Here is an 18,009-nt window from a genome sequence, read left to right on the forward strand (position 1 = left end):
CTGTCACCCGTCCGGCCCGTGCGCATCCGCCTGCAATGGCGCGCCCCTTGAGTCGGTTGCGCGGCGAGAAGATGAGCGCGCCACCGCCTGGGCCTCCCTGCTGAAGTCAGGGCGGTGGCGCTGTAAACGTCGTACCCAAATGTCCTGAAATGTCCCGCTTCGATGACCGCCCCCTCTCTGTGGGCGGAGGCTTCGCGCTTCCTGTAGGGCTCAGCGGGCCGACGTCGTAGCGACGCGGTGACGGTGCGCGATCGCTAAGGACCGGCTCTATCACGCCTGAAACGAGGACTCGGCGATGGAACCCCTTGCGTGCTCTGGGGTCCTTCCTCGCCGCGCTTCTTAGTACGGTGGTGCCCCCTCCTCGGTCACCTGTGCACCGAAGGAAGACCGTCACCGTGGCGGGCGTGCGCTCCGCTGGACACGATGCCGCACGCCCGGGCGCCGAAGCTTGCAGCAAAAGGTGCTGGCCTCAGACACGGGTCGGGTTCGTAGCTCAGGCGGGTGGTTCGCGCGCCCCCTCGAGGGCGCACGCGAGGACGGCCACCATCCACGCCCCGCGGGATGGTGAACGGGCGGGCGTAGGGTTCGGGGGGCGGCGCATCCTGCGGCGAGAGATCGGAGTCACCGATGCCAGCCGAGCCGCCCGTTCCCACGCCACCGGGGGCGCAGTCGGCGGAACTCAGAACCCTGGTCCGCGCCGCTAGGGGGAACGTGCAAGTCCTGCGGGCGGGGTAGGTCGACCCGGCACTCTTGTCGGCCCGCTCACGGCGTACTGCTCGACGCCATGGAAAGGTACGCCGCCGAGCCCGACAGGCGCGGGTTGCCAATGCCGCCAGCGCCATGCCTGACTCTGCCGTCCACGCCGCCTTCGACGAGGTGCTTTCCCCGCAGGTCGACGAGCGTCTGCTCACCCCCCTGGCCGGCGTGGTCGTTTTCCCATCCGCTCAACGGAGGGACCGCGGTCGCCGTGCCGACCACGGGAGGAATGCATTCCAGGTCGCGGATGACCTGGGCCGCCTCGCAACCCACCTGTGGGGGATCGCCGGCATCGACCCGGTCGCGCTGTCGATCGACCCGGTCGAGGACTGACGCCCTCGGGCTTCAGATGGGATCTGACCCGGAACTCAGCGCCGCGAGCGCATCCCAAGGATCCGGGCAGCGTTACACCGGGGGCAGGCCGCTTGCGTCACCAGTCAACACGAGGTCCTCGGCGACCGCGCGTAACTTGCGGTTGCTCAGGCTGCTGGCCTTGCGCAGGACCTCGAACGCGACCTCTTGGTTCACCCGGCGGTCGGCCATAACGATACCCAGGGCGGCGCCGATCATCCGGGAGGAGCGGAGGGCTTCCTTCAGGTGGGCCGCCTCCTCCTTGGCGATCAGGCCCTCCATCTGAAGTTCGGCGAGCACTTCGCGGTCCACGTCAGCGCGGACCTCGAGCTCGTGGATCCGGCGTCGGTCGTCGGCGGCCAGCGCCTCACCGGCGTCGGCTCGCCGGTCGGCCCGGGCGCCGCCCGCAAGCAGCGCGTCGATGTCATCCCGGTTGACAGCGACGCTTGCGCTCAGATTCTCGACTCGCGCCTCAACGTTCTCTACTCGTGCCTCAAGGTTCTCGACGGACTCCTGGCTCACCATGCCCACATTATGTGGATGCCGGCACAGACTTCCATCCGGCGCCACCAGCTGCATTTCCGCCTGGATGAGACCCTCAAGTGCAGATAGCGGCGCCATGTGCTCCGGCCGGGCAGTTCCGAGGAGGCGCTCATCGTTGAGCACGACGGGCTTGCGGAGACCTTGATCTGACCTGGTTGCCAACGCAACGTCATGCCGCTCCTCGAACGACGTCCGACCATGCCGCAGACAGTGAAGCAGCTGCCGATGTGTGGGTGTCCGGTGGGAGACTTCCATGAAGGGGTCATCAGGGCAGGAGCCACATGGTCGTGAGCCAGCCGTACGCGAGGCCGGTAGTGAGCATCGCCGGCTCCTCGTCCATAGGATGGCTCCATCACTCTTCGTTGACTTCGACGTCACCGCGGTGAGGGGCCGGGCCTCCGGTCACGCGCCGCCGCCGAGCGCCCCGACTCGATGAAGGGTGGAGCTGGTTCCGCGGGAGTGACGCACAGATGCGTGGCGAAGGAGGGCCGGTGGGTGTGACCCAAGGCCCACGGATGGATGCTGAGAAGCGAGCGGCGTCAAGGGGTCTTGGCGCGTCAGTGGCTTGGCTGGCACTGGTGTTGCTGATCGACGTCCTGCATCCTCGTCCGACGTTCACGCTCAGCGTCCTGTACGGGATCGCCCCACTGATCGCGTGCGCAGTCCTCTCCCCGGCGTGGACTGCGCTCTTGGCGGCCACGGCCACCGTCCTGGCCGCGGCCTCGGGGATTTGGAACCAAACCTGGGGAACGGCGCAGCAGGCGGTCCGCATCGTTGATGTGCTGCTCGTCGGTGTCGCCGCGGTTGCTGTCGCAACGGTCCGGGTTCGGCGCGAACGACAGGTCGCCCGGCTGGTCGCGATCGCAGACACGGCCCAGCGAGCGATCCTGCCGATCGTGCCCGCCCAGGCAGGGCCTGTCCGGGTTGCCGCTCGGTACGTCTCGGCCGCGCGCGACGCCGTGGTCGGCGGCGACCTCTACGACTGCTACCGCTACACCAGCTCCGCGTCGAAGGATCCGGAACGAGTGCGGTTCATCGTGGGTGACGTCCGTGGCAAAGGCATCGCCGGCGTCGAGCAGGCCGCCCGGGTCATCCGCGCGTTCCGCCAGTCCGCGGCCCTGGAACCGACGCTGCCACTGGTGGCCGAAGCCATGGACAGCTACCTGGCCGGGTTCTTCGAAGCCGAGGAGTTCGTCACCGCGCTCCTGGTGGACGTCTCGGACCCCTCCGGCATCGTCCTGGTCAGTTGCGGACACCCACCGGCGCTGCTGCGCCGCAGCGACGGCTCACTGGCACTGCTGGAGGCCCCGCCCGGATTACCGCTGGGCATGGGCCTGCCTGACAGGCAGCCCTACCGGGACCTGACCGTGCCGTGGGCCCCGGGAGACCGGCTGCTGCTGTACACCGACGGCCTGTCCGAGGCACGTGACCGTGATGGGCAGTTCCTCTCACCGCTCGCGTTGGGCCCGGCGCTGAGTGGACCAGAGGTCCTCAAGGCCATGGACGCCGTGCTCGAAGCCGTCGGACGACACACCCCCGGGGCCCGCCTCGCCGACGACCTGGCACTGCTCCTCCTGGAGTACGCCGCTCCCGACGGGGAGAGCACACCCGAACCCCGAGACGTACTGAGGCCGCGTGAGCCAACGGTCCCGGACACCTCCTCGCCCCCGGTGGCGGGTAGCCCCGCCGACCACCCGCCGGGGCTCGACGCTCCGCTGAGCCACACCGGCGAGGGGAGAGCTGAACTCGGCTCGGCTCGGCTCGGCGCTGACAGCACGGTCCACGGTGCGGCCTCCTGACCGTTTCGGCCGCGCTGGTCCCCTTCAAGGGCCGTTTCCGCGGTCGCCCGCGGGGCAACGCGCCAGACGGTCGACCGCCGATTCCTCTGAATCGAGGCCCCAGTGGCCGAACTTACGGCCCAAATCGATCTGCCCCCCCTTCGACGCCGGCGCAGCATCGGCCGCCCGGAAGGCGATCCGTCCGGTCCTTGAGTCTTGGAACTGCACCGATGACGACTGGCTGCATGATGCTGAACTCAGTGAGCGAACTCGTCACCAACGCGATTCGACATGGCGGTGGCGGTCTGCAACTTGCGCTCACGATGCATGAGAGATCCGTAACGGTCAGCATTACCGACGGCTCTGCCGTTCCCCCGAGGTGGCACCCGAACCGGGCGCCGAGGGCGGTTGGGGCCCCCGCATCGTTGAGGCACTCAGTGACGCGTGGGGCGTGGGGCGTCGACGGATGAGAATTCGTGCGGCCTGGCTACATGAGCTCGAGCGGCTGGCGCAGATCGAGCACGAGGCAGACCGCCTGTTCGACGCCGTCGGTATCGACGTCATCGGCGATGCACCATCACGTGCCGTGCGCCAGGCAGGACTGCTCCTATGCTCGGATGATGTCGTCGGCGGATCATGCAGGTGGAAACGAGGCCGCGACGGGACGAACGGGCTCCGCTGCGACCAGTGGCGTGCTCGCGCGTGAGTTGAGCAACTTCGCCCGCATGGTCCAGGCCGACGATGATCCTGACGCGGTGCTGGAGCACATCGTGGCCGCGGCAGTGGAGCTGATCCCGGGCGCCGAGGAGGGATCGATCAGCGTTGTGACGGGGAGACGAACGGTGACCTCGCAGCACCCCTCGGGGTCGTTGCCTGCCCTGGTCGACGCCGCCCAGACCGAGACGGGACAGGGCCCGTGCCTCGACGCGGCCTACGAGCACGAGACCGTCCGCGTTCATGACATGGCCGGTGAGCGGCGATGGCCGCGCTTTGCCCCGCGAGCCCTGGAGCTGGGGGCAGTAAGCATGCTCTCGTTCCAGCTGTACGTCGAGGGCGACAACCTCGGGGCGCTGAACCTGTACGGCCGCACCCCCGGCGGGTTCACGCCGGAGTCCGAGGAGATCGGCCTGCTGTTCGCCAGTCATGCCGCGGTCGCCTTCGCCGATGCCGGCCAGGTCCACAACCTGAGGATCGCCGTGGCCACCCGTGATGTCATCGGTCAGGCCAAGGGCATCCTGATGGAGCGGTTCCAACTCACCGCGGAGCAGGCGTTCCGGGTCCTCGTCAAGGTGAGCCAGGACAACAATCGCAAGCTGTACGAGGTCGCCGAGGAACTCACCCACACGGGGCGCCTCGGCTAGCACCGACCTCCCCGCGGCGCACCACCGGACGCGCGACCGACGAGGCCACGACGGCCATCGAGGGTCTCTCAGTTACCTGTTCTACGCCGCCGGCTCGTCGTTCTGGTGTTGGAGGTCGTCAAGGAAGGCGGCCATGGCTGCGTCTCCACCGGCCCCGTGAATGTGGCTGACCGCTCGTTCGACGACGGTGAGGGTGGCTCGCGCCCTCGCTGTAGGCGCTGGCCGGATGCGAGAACGCCTGTACCAGCGCGGCCACCGGGGTCGGCGCCGGCGAGCAGCTGTTCGACGCATACCCGCGTCGACCGGTGTCGGGGCTCTCTTCGCGACCCAAACCAAGCGACCACTCTCGAGGCGGCGCCGAGATACGTGGTGCGCGCGTCATGGCCAACGATTCACACGTCTGCCCTGTCGTGACCATGGACGAGCGCGCCGTCGGGACGCTGGGGCGCCACCGCCCGACAGGAAGGGACTGAGCTGGGGGATCCGGGCGGTGGCACTGACCGTCGCCTACCCGCCGACGCCGCACACATCGGGCACGCTCGCCTGTGACGCGCTTCGCCCGGGGAGGTTGTTGAACGAGGCGTGGCCGCACGCCACGGAACCGGCGGAGGTCGATGCGTTTCCCCCGGGTCGTTCGCGCGTGCGTTGCCTGCCGCCCCGGGTGCCCGGCACCGCGGCGGGTGGAGAAATTTCGCGGACTCCTGCCGCCTCCAGCGGATGTCTGCCACTCCCCTGCCCGGTCCTACTGCGAGGGGCCGTACGCGCCTCTGAAAACAAGAGCGACCGGGGCCACCCACTCTGATCCGCGCGCCTCTCCGAGCCTCCCCTCCGACGGACGAAGTTTCACTCACATGGCTCCTCTCTGTGTCAAGACGCCGACGGGAGCGCGGTTCTAGGCTGATTGGTGACGGGTTCGGGAAGTGGCTTGTCCGAAGAGTCGGTGGTGAGTTGTGAGCCGGCCGCGCTGGAGCCAGAGTCGTCACTCAGTTGCCCTCCCGGGCCCGTCCCGGCTGCCCTGCTGAGGTCCTCGAGCATGGCCGCGAAGGGAGAGAAATGACCACGCCCCCGGGGGTAGGGGCGTCCATGAATCATGCCCGGGGGAGTTGGCGTGGTCGTCTCACTCCTGCCAGCGCAGGTACCAGGTGCCGTTGGAAGGCCGGAACACGACCTGGTCCGCAACGGAGGTGCCGAGGAAGTTGCCGGCGAGCGGGATGTCACCGCGGATACCCCAGGAGATGGTGCTGCCACCGCGTATGTACCAGGTCCCGTTCGACGGCCGCCAGACGGCGGCGGTTTTGACGCTCGTGCTGGTGTACCTCGCCGGCACAGGCACATCACCGTTCTGCCCGTAAGGAAAGGTCGACCCGCCCCGGATGTACCAGGTCCCGGTGGAGGGCCGGAACACCGCGATCTCGGCCGCGGTGCTGCTGACGTAGTTGCGGGGGACCGGGATGTCGCCCGGGTTGCCGTAGCGCACGACTGACACGCCCCGGATGTACCAGGTCCCGGTGGAGGGCCGGAACACCGCGATCTGGGCGCCGGAGCCGCCGACGTAGTCGCGCGGGACCGGAATGTCGCCCGGGTTGCCGTAGCGCACGACTGACACGCCGCGGATGTACCAGGTCCCGGTGGAGGGCCGGAACACCGCGATCTCTGCTCGTCCGTCACCGGTGAAGTCCGCTGGCACGGGAATGTCCCCGTTCTGGCCGTAGCGCACGACTGACACGCCCCGGATGTACCAGGTCCCGGTGGAGGGCCGGAACACCGCGATCTCTGCTCGTCCGTCACCGGTGAAGTCCGCTGCGACGGGGATGTCCCCGTTCTGGCCGTACGCGATTGTGGTGGTCCGAGTGACCGTGGCCACCGTCGTGGCGGTCGGCGCAACTACCGCGCCAACCGCAGCCAACGTCGGCGCCTGCGCCGAGGCGCTCGTGGCCGACAGGGTGAGACTCGTCAGCAGGCTGGCCGCCCCGACGGCCAGCGCCGCCACAAGTGGGCGGCGCAGAGGTATTGCACTATTCACGATGATCCCCCCATACGTGCGCGCGGCCCCTTCAGCTTCCGCGCTGCCCCTTCCGCTGACAAATGTGAGCGGCGAGCATCACGGTACGCCGCCAACCGCAGCGCCGTGCCCGCAACGCTTTGGAGCGCAGCGGTCCCGCTTCGCTGGTTGCGGGTGGAGCCGATCGAATCGGCACAGGTAGGTCGTACTGCCCGCTTTACCTGGACGACTACGGCGCCTTCGTCGGTGCCTCCACAGGACCCGGTCGACGGCCCACCGCACTGCCGCCCAGGCGGACTCCGCCTCTGGGTCCACCCGCTTCGTCTGGACGAGGCTGCGCAGTCCGTTGACGGGCTCGGTGCGATGCCGCTGGATGCCGCGCTGGAGTCCTTCGTCGAACTCCTAGCTCAGCTCTTTCGCGCCTCGAAGCCCTGAGACGGCAACGCACTCATCTGCCGCAATGAGCGAGGTACTGCCCCTATCAGGCTGGGTGCCTGGTTCAGGAGCGGGTCTGCGTCCTGTCCCCGTCGCGGTACGGTCACCGGGTGCCGGGTCCCATCGACATGCCCTCCGACCAGTTCGTCATCCTTGACGGCGTCCGCTTCCACTACCTTGACTGGGGCGGCGACGGAGACCCGCTGCTGCTGCTCGCCGGCCTGGGCTGCACCGCCCACGTCTTTGCCGAGCTCGCGCCGCACTTGAGCGACCGGTTCCGAGTGCTCGCCCTGACCCGGCGCGGGCACGGGCTGACCGACCACGTCCACAGCGGCCACGCGCTCGCCGATGGCGCCGAGGACGCGCGCCGCTTGCTCGACGCCCTGAGCATCGAGCGTGCCGACGTCGCGGGGCACTCGATGGGAGGGGGTGAGGTCTCAGCCCTTGCCGCTCACCACCCCGGACGCGTCGCCAGAATCGTCTACCTTGACGGGGCCTACGACTGGGCCGACAGCCCTACAGTTGAGTGGCCCGAAGAGGCCGCAGGCCCGGACCGATTCGCCTCGTACCAGGACTACGTCGACTGCGTCCACTCCCTGCTCCCCGACGACATCAGGGGCCCTGCCCTCGACGCGATGATGCGCACCTCCGTGGACACCCACGCGGACGGGTCGGTGGTGGACAAGTTCTCCGCCGCGGCCGCTGCTCCGTTCGTTCAGGCCCTGAGGGCCTTCCGGCACCCCTACTCCGACATCACCGCACCCGCGCTGGCCATCTACGCGCTCGGGGACCAGTGGCAGGGGCCCGAGGCGACGTGGCGGGTCACCTGCCGCGACCGCTTCGCACGGGAATCGGTGGATCCTCACGTCCTCGAGCTCCACGCCAGCCACTACCTGTTCATCGACAGCCGTGACGAGGTTCTCGCGGCGATGCGGGCGTTCCTCACGTAGCCCTCCACGCCGAGTCGGATGTTCCGACCCGCTTCACCTGCCGCAGCGCCACCACGCGACGTGAACGTCCGCAAATGCCGCGTTGAGGGCGGCTACGCTCGCCGGGTCATGCCGCCTTCGGGACGGTGTTGTACGACGACGGCATCCGCGGGCCTGAGGCGCGCTAGACCGCTCGGTTGCTGCCGATGTCAGGCATGATCGCCCCATGGCGGGGCTCAGCCGACTCACAGATCCACACGCTGGTGACTGGGTCAACGAGAGACTCCTCGGCGACCACTTTCCCGGGGTTCCGGTCGGTTCCGTCGTGCCGACCGGGTTCCCGAGGGTCGTACGAGTGTTCCACCCGGCGGGCGGGAAGACGTGGGCACAGGTTGCGGCCGCGAACGACCGGACGATGCATCCGCTCGCGCAGTGGTGCGGTATCTGCCCGGACTTCGACGGCACAAGCCGCGTCGGCGACGACGACCCTGAGGAAGGATCGATGCCGCCGGACGTGCAAGCCGCCGTTATCGATCACCTCCCTGGAGACGACTGGGTCTTCGCCGTCTGGGTTGGCTGGGGTAGTTGGACTGACCTGGAGGCGCCTGAGGTTGTCATGCCCGGGTGGGGCGGCCGGGACTACGCCTTGTTCACCGGACCAAAAGGTGTCGTGACCACGTGGCCCGGGATGGATGACTTGTTTCCGCAGTCGGCCAGCTTGGTGTGGCCACGGGACCGCGCGTGGTGCCTGGCCACCGACATCGACTGGGACAGCACCCTCGTCGCCGCCGACGATGCAGTCGTCGAGGGACTACTGGACGACCACCGACTCGAGACCTTTGAGGTCGACTACCTCGACGACTTGAGCTGGCGGGGCGACCGGGTCAACCCCGCCCCGCCGTGGCTTCCTCGACCACTTTGAGAGCCGTTGGCAACGTCCTCACATGCCGGTCGTCGGACAACATCCGACTGTGCCGCGAGCGGCACGAGCGACATTGATCCATGAGGCCTTCTGAAGGGGCGTCAGCTGTCAGACCCTCTTGCGCGGCAACGGAGCCGCCGGTCGGGCTCGACTGGTTCGAGCGGGTGGGCGGCCCATTGGTCAACGATGGCAACCCGCCACCCGGCTGGAGCAACCCGAGTCAGCCCGGCCGAGTGACTGTCGCTCACGATGTGGCGACGTTCACCGATGACGCTGGCCACCAGGAGTCGTTCACAAAGCTCGACAAGCCTCCGTCGTCTGCGACCAACTGCGCCTGACAGTTCTCGCCTGCATCGCGTTGTGCGGGTGCATCCCGATGCCACCGGGGGGAGTCGAGCGGTGATGAGCGCGTCCGCTTCTGCCGCGATTGACTTCTGTCTTCGGCGATCGGTAGGTGTGGGGCACGCCAGCGCCAGCGCCAGCGAGACCCTAGACACCTACAGCCACCTGTGGCCCGACAACGACGAGCGCACGCGGGCCGCCGTCGACGGAGTCCTCCGAAATTTGCGGACTATTTGCGGGCCAACGGGGGTGCCGAAACACAAAACCGCAGGTCAGAGACCTGAAAGTGGATGAGTCGGCCGATACGCCGGGTTCTGTTCCGCGCCATGGTTGCCCGTGACGCGGCGACGGCCATCCATCTAGGCCGGCCATTGCTGGTCGGCTCGAGCGTCCTACCCGTGCACTCGACCGGGCCGGTCTCGAACGTGCACTGTCTGGACTTGCTCCGGGTGGGGTTTACCGAGCCGCTCCAGTCACCTGGAGCGCTGGTGGTCTCTTACACCACCGTTTCACCCTTACCGGCTGCCGAGGGCTGCCGGCGGTCTGTTCTCTGTGGCACTGTCCCGCGGGTCACCCCGGGTGGCTGTTGGCCACCACCCTGCCCTGTGGAGCCCGGACGTTCCTCGGCAGGACCGAGGTCCTGACGCGACCGTCTGGCCGACTCATCCGTCACCAAGCATAGGGGGAGTATGCCGTCCGCTGCGTCGCGGTCGCCGCCCAGGACGTGCTAGGCCCGTCGAAGGCGGCGTCTGACGTGGCGCCCGACCGTCGGTCACACCAGACGGCGGAAGGCCAGCACGGCCACGTCGTCGTGTCGATCGGGGTCCGATACCGCTTCGGCCAGCTTCTCGAGCACCTCGTCGAGGTCCGCGTCGTCGCCGAGCCCGGTCAGCAGCTCCTCCCCCGCCGCCTGCAGCCGCGCCAGTCCGACCTCGATGCTCTCGCCGCGCCGCTCGATGAGCCCGTCGGTGTAGAGCAGCAGCACGTCACCGACGCAGAAGGCCTCACGCAGGGCAGGGCGTGGGACCTCGCCGAGGCCGTGGACCGGCGAGCCACCCTCCGTGAGGAAGCGCGTGCTGCCGTCGTGCACGAGCAGGGGCGGCGGGTGGCCGGCTCGGACCAGGGACAGGTCGTCGTGACCCGGATCGAAGAGGAGGTAGACGCTCGAGGCCATCTGGGTGGGCGGGTCGGTCGACATGAACCGGTCCAGGGCCGTGGCGAGCGCGTCCGGCCGCGGGTCCTGCGTGGCGAGGACCTTCGCGGCAGAGCGCATGTGTGAGCCGGCAACCGCAGCGTCGACGCCGCGCCCCATCACGTCGCCCAGCACGACGACGACCCGACCGTCCGGCAGGGCCGTCACGTCGTAGTAGTCGCCGCCCACCTCGGTGCGACCCGACTGGCGGTAGACGGTCCCGATCTGCCAGCCTTCCAGCTCCGGCAGATCCTGCGGCAGCAGGGTGGCCTGGAGCACTGCGGCGACGCGTCGGGTCTGGGAGTAGAGGTCGGCGTTGTCGATGGCCAGGCCGGCGCGTCGACCGAGGTCCTCGGCGAAGGTGACGTCCTGGGCGGTGTAGTGCCTACCCGACTCTGCGGCAACGAAGCTCAGCACCCCGAGCGCCCGGTCCTTGGCCATGAGCGGGACCGACATGGCGCTGCACAGCCCCAGCTCACGAGCCACCCGCAGGTGCTCCTCGTCTTGGGCCGCTGCCACGAGCATGTCGTCGGTGATGGACTCGATGAGGATGCTCTTGCCGGTCCGGACCACCTCCCCCGAGCCATTCGGGCGGTCCGGGTCGGGCGGCCAACGGGTCTCCAGCTCTCGTGCGAGCGCCACCTTGGCCGGGTCGACGTGGGCGAGGGCGAGCGTTCGCAGCACACCGTCGTCGACCAGCTGGACCGAGCACCAGTCCGCATGGGTCGGCACGGCCAGTGAGGCGACCTGGCGCAGCGTCTGGCGGTAGTCGAGTGAAGCGGCCAGGGCCTGTGAGGCGTCGGCCAGGAACTGCAGCTGCGCGGCTTGGTCCGCGCTGTGCTCCTCGGCCCGCAGCCGCAGCATCGTCTGGGCACACACGTCACTGAGCACCCCGAGCACCCACAGCAGGTCCGGGTCGACGGGTCCGAGCCGCCCGTCGAAGCGGAAACCGAGCGCGCCCACCGACTCCCCGCTGGTTCGGGAGATGAGCGGGAGGGTCACCGAGGACCGCTCCGTCCCGTCGTCGAGCTCGGGATAGCGGGTCAGCAGGTCTGCCCGACTGTGGATGCTGACGACCCGGTTGGTGCGCACCGCCTCGGCCAGCGGCGACCGCTCGGAGAGGATCAGGTCGTTCCAGTCCCGCGCATCGGCGGGACTGATGCCGTGGGTGGCGATGGTGCGCAGGGTCTGCCCTTCACGCACGGCCAGCACGGAGCGCGAGGCTCCCATCACGACCGACGCCCGTTCCGTGATGGTCTCGGTGAGGTCGGACATCGTCGTGGCCGAGGCCACCTGTGCCGCGATCCGGGCAAGGGCAGCAAGACGGGGCGACACGGCGGTCCGCTGCGCCTCCGGGGTCTGCCACGGAACGTTCATGCGCACATCTTTACAGCCAAGGGCCCCAAACACCCATGGCTCGCGCAGAAGTGGGAGCATGCACGTGTGACAGGATCAGGCTCCGCTCCCGGCAGGGAGCTCGGGCGGGTCGAGTTCGGCCCGGACGACCTGCGCCATGTGCGAGAGGTCGTGCGGTCCATCGCGCGTGAGCGCATCCCCGACCGTGCCGACAACGCAGTACTGGCGGTGCACGAGGTGGCCGTCAACAGCATCGTCCACGGCGGCGGTCACGGGGTCCTGCGCATCGCCGAGACCGACGACGCCCTCGTCTTCACGGTCGAGGACGAGGACGGCACGGGCACCCTCCCGCAGCTGGTCTCGACGACCGACCACCAGGCGACCGGCGGCCGCGGCCTCTGGATCGCCCAGAGCCTGAGCGACCAGCTCGTCATCGACACCCGCCCCAGCTACACCAGCGTCCGGGTGCACCTGTCCCTCGTCTCCTGACCGATCCCGGGCAACCCCCGGGCAACCCCTGGGACCTCGAGAACCTCGACGGCCGTGGACGGGCTCAGCAGGCGACCGGAACCACGTCGATGACCTGGTCGAGCGCCATCAGCCTCAGCAGCTGCAACGGCATGCCCGTGCACACCAGCTCCAGCCGGCCACCCGCGGCGACGACGCGACGGTGGAGCGCGATGATGGCACCGAGCCCCGAGGAGTCCAGGAAGGTGACCTCCTGGAGATCGACGACCACCTTCACGTCCGCGGTGGCAGCGACCTTGTCGAAGGCCCGGCGGACCTCGGGCACGGTGTAGGTGTCGATCTCGCCCGACAGGCGGACAGTGGCCACGCCGTCGGACCGTGAGACCTGGGCGATCACGTCGAGTCCTTCCCCCTGAATGACGACCCTCCCTACGTTAGGCGCTCGGCGCGCCTCGTGGTGAGAAGCGACCGAAAGTCGGGAAGACCGATGAGCCCGCGAGCCCGCCGGCTCAACCGAAGATCGGCGTGAGGCTCCCTGCCGGGAGGTCCCGCTCGACGGAGGCCAGGCGCCATTTGTCGGCGAACACGGCCAGGTGCAGCCCGTCCGCCCTCGTCAGCACCTCCGCGCCGGTGCGGCTGTCGACCACCGGGATGGCCGCGGGGGTGACGGCGCGGGCCACCGAGTAGGCGAGCGGCTCGAGCCGGATGGGCGCGCCGAACTCGTGCTCCATCCGGTGCTTGGCGACGTCGAACTGCATCGGACCCACGGCAGCCAGAACCGGCGCCTGGGCGCCGCGACGGTCGGACTGCAGCACCTGCACCACGCCCTCCTCGCCGAGCTGCTCGATGCCGCGGCGGAACTGCTTCTGCTTGCCGGTGACGGCGGCGCGCGCGACGGCGAAGTGCTCGGGGGCGAAGAGGGGGATGCGCGGAAAGGCGACCTTCTGCTCAGCGAACAACGTGTCCCCGACCCGCAGCGCGTTGGCGTTGACGAGGCCGATCACGTCGCCCGGGAACGCCTCGTCGAGAGTCGACCTGTCGCGCCCGAAGACGCTCTGCGCGTACTTGGTCGCGAAGGGGCGCCCCGTCTCGGCGTGGGTGACGACCATGCCGCGGGTGAAGCGGCCCGAGCAGACCCGCACGAAGGCGAGCCGGTCGCGGTGCGCGCGGTCCATGCCCGCCTGGATCTTGAAGACGAACCCGGAGAACGGCGCGCCGACCGGGTGCGGTGCCCCCGACCGGTCGGGACGCGCGCCGGGGGCGGGAGCCAGCGCCACGAGCGCGTCGAGCAGCTGGCGTACCCCGAAGTTGAGGACAGCCGAGCCGAAGAGCACGGGCGACGCGGCGCCAGAGAGGAACAGCTCGTGGTCGTAGTCGTGGCCCGACGAGCGCAGGAGGTCGTACTCCTCCACGGCGTCGGTCCACACTGCGCCCAGCGACCGCTCCGCCTCCGAGGGGCTCATGCGCGTGGTGACGGCCTCGGTGGCACCACCCGGGGTACGCGTGAACTGAACGAACTCGCCAGTGGCGCAGTCGAGCACGCCCTGGAAGTCGCCGGCGACCCCGACCGGCCAGGTGAGCGGCATGGGGTGCAGGTCGATGCGGGACGTCAGCTCGTCCATGATCGCTAGGGCGTCGAGCCCGGGGCGGTCCCACTTGTTGACGACCGTGATGACGGGCACGCCGCGGGCGCGGCAGACCTCGAACAGCTTGAAGGTCTGCGGCTCGATCCCCTTGGCGGCGTCGACGAGCATGACGGCGGCGTCGACGGCGGCCAGGACGCGGTAGGTGTCCTCCGAGAAGTCCGCGTGGCCGGGCGTGTCCAGGAGGTTGACGACCGTGCCGTCGTAGGCGAACTGCAGCACGGCCGAGGTGATGGAGATGCCCCGGTCCTTCTCCATCTCCATCCAGTCGGAGACGACGCCGCGACGGTTGCCCTTGCCGTGCACGGCCCCGGCCTCGCCGATGGCGTGCGCGTGCAGCGCCAGCGCCTCGGTCAGGGTCGACTTGCCGGCGTCCGGGTGCGAGATGACGGCGAAGGTGCGGCGGCGGGCTGCCTCGGCGGCGACCTCGCCCGCTTCTCCCCCGTGCCTGCGGGACTCGCGGTGCTCGGGTGCCTCGCCGGCCTCTCGGTGGTCGGTCAGCTCGGGCTCGTGCAGGGCGGTGGTGTCCATGGTCCTCCAGTGATCGCCACCGAGTGTGTCACCGGATCGCACGAACCCCCGCATCGGCATACCCGTCGACGGCTGGGGTAGGTGACACGGGTCACAAAGTGGGCGCATCGCAAACGATCCCCCGCTCCTGTTCGTTCCAATCGGGACGAACACATCGCAACGACTTCGGGACCATGACGCACCAGCCAGCTGACGACCTGACCGCCCCCAGACCCGGCTCCGCGCCAGACGCACACGACGCCCAGCACGACACACCGCGCGACCCGCAGAGCGATGCGCGGGCGGACGAAGGCCCCAGGAAGAAGCTGCTCGACCTCTCGCTGAACCAGCTGCTGGCCGGGTCCATGGCGGCGGCGACGGCCGCGGCGCTCGGCTCGCGCCTCGGTGTCGCAGGCACCATCACCGGCGCCGCCGTGCTCAGCATCGTCTCGGCCATCGCGGCGAACGTCTACACCAACTCCATGGCCCGCGCCCGCGACGCCGTCGTGGTCGTGCGTTCCCGCCGGCTCGCCGACGGCCGGGTCGTGCAGGTTGCGACCGAGAAGGTCGCGACGCCGCGCGATGACGCCCGCGAGGGCAGCTGGCGGCAGCGGCTGGACAAGGCGACCGTGCGGCGGCTGCTGCTCATGGCCGGCGCGGTCTTCGCCATCGCGGCCGTCGTCATCACGGTGCTGCAGCTGACCACCGGCGCGCAGGTGACCGGAACCGACATCGGCACCCGCACCTCGGTCAGCAACGTGCCGTCGCCCGGCAGCCCCCACGGCGGCCGAGTGCCCACGCACTCCGGCCAGACTCCCGTCACCACGCCACCGACGTCCGAGCCGGCGACCGGGCCCACGACCACGTCCCAGCCGGCGACGACCCCGGACACCCCTCTCGGCACGACGGGTCCGGACACGCCCGCACCCTCGGTCACGTCGCCGGGCGCGGCACCGGCCTCCACACCGCCGTCGCAGGCGGCGACGGCACCCGAGGTCGCCCCGACCGCTCCCTGAGCAGGCACTCCGGCGTGCCCGCCTGCGGGGACGCCCCTGAGCGGGCACGCCGACCGGGCGTGCCGGCATACCCCAGCAGCCGGCGTCCGCCGCTCTCCTCTCAGACGACCGTCAACGTGATGGATCCGGTCGTCACGTCGGCCCCGTCCACGCGTACGGACACGGTGGCGCCCGCCTTCGCACTGCCACCCGCCTTCGCGACGACGGCGAGGTCGATGAGCTGCACGACGACACCCTTGCTGTTCTCGTCGACCACGACCGCCTGCAGCGTGCGGCCGAGATGGGGCCGCAGCTCGGCCGCCTCGACGGCATCGGTGCACGCACGCTCCACACCGTTGGTGCGACGCTCGGAGGCCGCCATGATCTCGGGCAGCGTGGGCAGCGCCTCGCGGACCCACTGCGGCACGGGCTTCCCGGAGGAGAGCGCCTCGCACACGACGAGGCCGAAGCGGTCGACCAGGCGCCGCAGCGGCGCCGTCACGTGGGCGTACGGGTTCGCGACCGCCGCATGCAGCGGCTGCTCGGGCACCGCCCCCTCGAAGGGGGTGTAGCCGGCGCCCCGGAAGAGCGCGGTCGCCTCGTGGATGAGGGCCAGGTGCCGCGGGTCGGTGCGGTCCAGCGTGTGCAGGAACTCGCCGTACGCGAGGCCTTCGGGCCACGGGACGCGCGCCGCCACTACCTGGCGGCGGAAGCGCGCCAGGTCACGCGGCTCGGGCGGGGGCATCGTGCGCAGGATGCCCACCTTGCCCCGGAGCATCAGGTCGGCCGCCCCCATGCCGGTGAGCAGCGAGATCTGGGCGTTCCAGTCCTCCGCCGCGAGAACTGGGCGGAAGGAGATGTGGAAGGTGCCGTCCTCGTCCTCGTCGACCTCCTGCTCCGGCATCGGCAGGCTCGCCCCGCCACGCGCCCGCTCGAGCAGGACCCGCTTCTCGCCGACCTCCTTGAGCAGGACGAGGCACTCCTCGGCGGTGCCGGCGTCGACCTCCTTCTGCACCTGGTCGTAGTCGTAGCGCCGGACGCTGCGCACCATCGCGCGGTAGACCTCGACGGCCGTCCCCTCGCCGTCGGCGGCCAGCGTGATGTCCCAGACGAACGCCGGTCGCACCTCGTCCGGAAGCAGGCTCGCCGCCCCCTCGCTCAGCTCGGACGGGTGGAGCTGGATGCGCTGGTCGGGGCAGTAGACCGTCTGGCCGCGGCGGCGCGCCTCGGTGTCGACGGCGCCCCCGGCGCGGACGAACGCCGGCACGTCGGCGATGGCGTAGCGCACCCGGTAGCCCTCGCCATGGCGCTCGATCGACATCGCCTGGTCCAGGTCCATCGAGCCGGGTGGGTCGATGGTGACGAACGGGACGGCCGTCTCGTCCCGTTCGGGAAGCGTGGCCGCACGGGCAGCTGCGGCCGCCTCGGCGACGACGTCCTGCGGGAACTCGACAGGGACCTCGAACTCCCGGCGCGCCGCGGCGAAGCGCTCGGTGAGCTGCTGTGCCACCCCACCGGGCTGCGGTGCCGGGCGGAAGACGATGTGTCGCATGGCCATGGCGCCCACCCTATGCACGCCGTCGGCAGCACGGCCCGTGGCGCGCCCCGGCCACCGTCGCCCCCGACACGCGGGAGCAATCGGACATCGGTCTGCGGGTTGCCTAGGCTGGCACCCGTGCTCATCCTGCTCCCGCCGTCCGAGGGCAAGGTCCCACCCCGGCGCGGACGCTCCCTCGACCTGTCCTCCCTCTCCTTCCCGCAGCTGACGCCGCTGCGCGAGTCGGTGGTCGAGACAGTGGCCCGACTGAGTGCCGAGCCGGGCGCGGCCGGCCTCCTCGACGTCAACCCGAACCTCGTGGACGACCTCGTCCGCAACACGCGCCTGCTCAGCGCGCCCACCGCGACGGCCTCGCACGTCTACAGCGGGGTGCTCTACCAGGCCCTCGACCTCGACTCCCTCGACGCCGCCTCGAAGCGACGCGCGAACCGCTGGGTCGTCGTCGTGTCGGCGCTCTTCGGGGCGCTGCGGCTCTCGGACCGCATCCCCGCCTACCGGGTCAACATCTGCAGCACCCTGCCCGGAGTGGGACACCTCTCCTCGGAGTGGCGCCGTGAGGTCACGGCAGCGCTCGAGCCGTCGGTCAAGCCGCGCGAGCTCGTCGTCGACTGCCGGTCGAGCACGTATGCCGGAGTGTGGCGTCCCACGGGCGAGCGCGCCGAGCGCTGGGTGCACGTGACGGTCCCCGGCGCGTCGCACATGGCCAAGCACACACGGGGGCTGGTGGTGCGCCGGCTGGTGCAGGCCGAGGCGCCGCGCACGCCGCAGGGGCTCGCCGAGGCCCTGTCCGCGGCGTTCGACGTCGAGCTCACCGCGCCAATGAGGTCGGGCCGGCCGTGGCAGCTGGCCACCACGCCGAGGGCCTGAC

At 70.0% G+C, this 18,009-nt stretch carries 14 protein-coding genes and 1 other RNA gene; 8 read left to right on the top strand and 7 right to left on the bottom strand.

Annotated elements, in window-relative coordinates; translation table 11 throughout:
• Window positions 1–840 precede the first annotated feature (840 nt).
• On the top strand, window positions 841–1,089 hold the full coding sequence (locus LQK93_RS00640) for a hypothetical protein (RefSeq protein ID WP_374969658.1): 249 nt from the start codon (window positions 841–843) through the stop codon (window positions 1,087–1,089).
• Between the two features lie 72 nt (window positions 1,090–1,161).
• On the opposite strand, the gene LQK93_RS00645 is transcribed toward LQK93_RS00640, so the two are convergent.
• Window positions 1,162–1,632 carry an ANTAR domain-containing protein gene (locus tag LQK93_RS00645; RefSeq protein WP_374969659.1) on the bottom strand — a complete coding sequence of 157 codons (471 nt, stop codon included), beginning with the start codon at window positions 1,630–1,632 and terminating at the stop codon, window positions 1,162–1,164.
• A gap of 596 nt (window positions 1,633–2,228) precedes the next feature.
• On the opposite strand from LQK93_RS00645, the gene LQK93_RS00650 reads away from it, so the two are divergent.
• Complete coding sequence (locus LQK93_RS00650) at window positions 2,229–3,449, top strand: PP2C family protein-serine/threonine phosphatase (protein ID WP_374969660.1); 1,221 nt, start codon at window positions 2,229–2,231, stop codon at window positions 3,447–3,449.
• 599 nt (window positions 3,450–4,048) lie between these two features.
• Complete coding sequence (locus LQK93_RS00655; protein WP_374969661.1) at window positions 4,049–4,789, top strand: GAF and ANTAR domain-containing protein; 741 nt, start codon at window positions 4,049–4,051, stop codon at window positions 4,787–4,789.
• Window positions 4,790–5,906: 1,117 nt separating this feature from the next.
• Here LQK93_RS00655 and LQK93_RS00660 read toward each other — a convergent pair.
• On the bottom strand, window positions 5,907–6,653 hold the full coding sequence (locus LQK93_RS00660; RefSeq protein ID WP_374969662.1) for an FG-GAP repeat domain-containing protein: 747 nt from the start codon (window positions 6,651–6,653) through the stop codon (window positions 5,907–5,909).
• Window positions 6,654–7,336: 683 nt separating this feature from the next.
• On the opposite strand from LQK93_RS00660, the gene LQK93_RS00665 reads away from it, so the two are divergent.
• Together LQK93_RS00665 and LQK93_RS00670 are read left to right on the top strand one after the other, a co-directional pair.
• Window positions 7,337–8,176 carry an alpha/beta fold hydrolase gene (locus LQK93_RS00665; protein WP_374969663.1) on the top strand — a complete coding sequence of 280 codons (840 nt, stop codon included), beginning with the start codon at window positions 7,337–7,339 and terminating at the stop codon, window positions 8,174–8,176.
• A gap of 205 nt (window positions 8,177–8,381) precedes the next feature.
• Window positions 8,382–9,077: a hypothetical protein gene (locus LQK93_RS00670; RefSeq protein WP_374969664.1), complete on the top strand. Its 696-nt coding sequence runs from the start codon at window positions 8,382–8,384 to the stop codon at window positions 9,075–9,077.
• A gap of 629 nt (window positions 9,078–9,706) precedes the next feature.
• On the opposite strand, the gene rnpB is transcribed toward LQK93_RS00670, so the two are convergent.
• Window positions 9,707–10,084, bottom strand: an RNA gene (gene rnpB, locus LQK93_RS00675) — RNase P RNA component class A.
• 107 nt (window positions 10,085–10,191) lie between these two features.
• Window positions 10,192–11,988 carry a GAF domain-containing SpoIIE family protein phosphatase gene (locus tag LQK93_RS00680; RefSeq protein WP_374969665.1) on the bottom strand — a complete coding sequence of 599 codons (1,797 nt, stop codon included), beginning with the start codon at window positions 11,986–11,988 and terminating at the stop codon, window positions 10,192–10,194.
• A gap of 66 nt (window positions 11,989–12,054) precedes the next feature.
• On the opposite strand from LQK93_RS00680, the gene LQK93_RS00685 reads away from it, so the two are divergent.
• Complete coding sequence (locus tag LQK93_RS00685; RefSeq protein ID WP_374969666.1) at window positions 12,055–12,456, top strand: ATP-binding protein; 402 nt, start codon at window positions 12,055–12,057, stop codon at window positions 12,454–12,456.
• A 64-nt stretch (window positions 12,457–12,520) separates the two neighbouring features.
• Here the strand turns inward: LQK93_RS00685 and LQK93_RS00690 are convergent, their stop codons facing one another.
• Both LQK93_RS00690 and LQK93_RS00695 read right to left on the bottom strand, forming a co-directional pair.
• The gene (locus tag LQK93_RS00690) at window positions 12,521–12,832 is read right to left on the bottom strand and encodes an STAS domain-containing protein (RefSeq protein WP_374969667.1); all 312 of its coding nucleotides are present in this window, start codon (window positions 12,830–12,832) and stop codon (window positions 12,521–12,523) included.
• 112 nt (window positions 12,833–12,944) lie between these two features.
• Complete coding sequence (locus LQK93_RS00695; protein WP_374969668.1) at window positions 12,945–14,609, bottom strand: peptide chain release factor 3; 1,665 nt, start codon at window positions 14,607–14,609, stop codon at window positions 12,945–12,947.
• A 173-nt stretch (window positions 14,610–14,782) separates the two neighbouring features.
• Between LQK93_RS00695 and LQK93_RS00700 the strand changes: the two genes are divergently transcribed.
• Window positions 14,783–15,604 (top strand): hypothetical protein, encoded by an 822-nt coding sequence (locus tag LQK93_RS00700; RefSeq protein ID WP_374969669.1) that lies wholly within the window; start codon window positions 14,783–14,785, stop codon window positions 15,602–15,604.
• A 100-nt stretch (window positions 15,605–15,704) separates the two neighbouring features.
• On the opposite strand, the gene LQK93_RS00705 is transcribed toward LQK93_RS00700, so the two are convergent.
• Window positions 15,705–17,141: an RNB domain-containing ribonuclease gene (locus tag LQK93_RS00705; protein WP_374969670.1), complete on the bottom strand. Its 1,437-nt coding sequence runs from the start codon at window positions 17,139–17,141 to the stop codon at window positions 15,705–15,707.
• 117 nt (window positions 17,142–17,258) lie between these two features.
• On the opposite strand from LQK93_RS00705, the gene LQK93_RS00710 reads away from it, so the two are divergent.
• The gene (locus tag LQK93_RS00710) at window positions 17,259–18,008 is read left to right on the top strand and encodes a YaaA family protein (protein WP_374969671.1); all 750 of its coding nucleotides are present in this window, start codon (window positions 17,259–17,261) and stop codon (window positions 18,006–18,008) included.
• Window position 18,009 lies beyond the last annotated feature (1 nt).

Origin of the sequence: Terrabacter sp. BE26, from assembly GCF_041941675.1 — a bacterium.
In the GTDB taxonomy this organism is placed as follows: domain Bacteria; phylum Actinomycetota; class Actinomycetes; order Actinomycetales; family Dermatophilaceae; genus Terrabacter.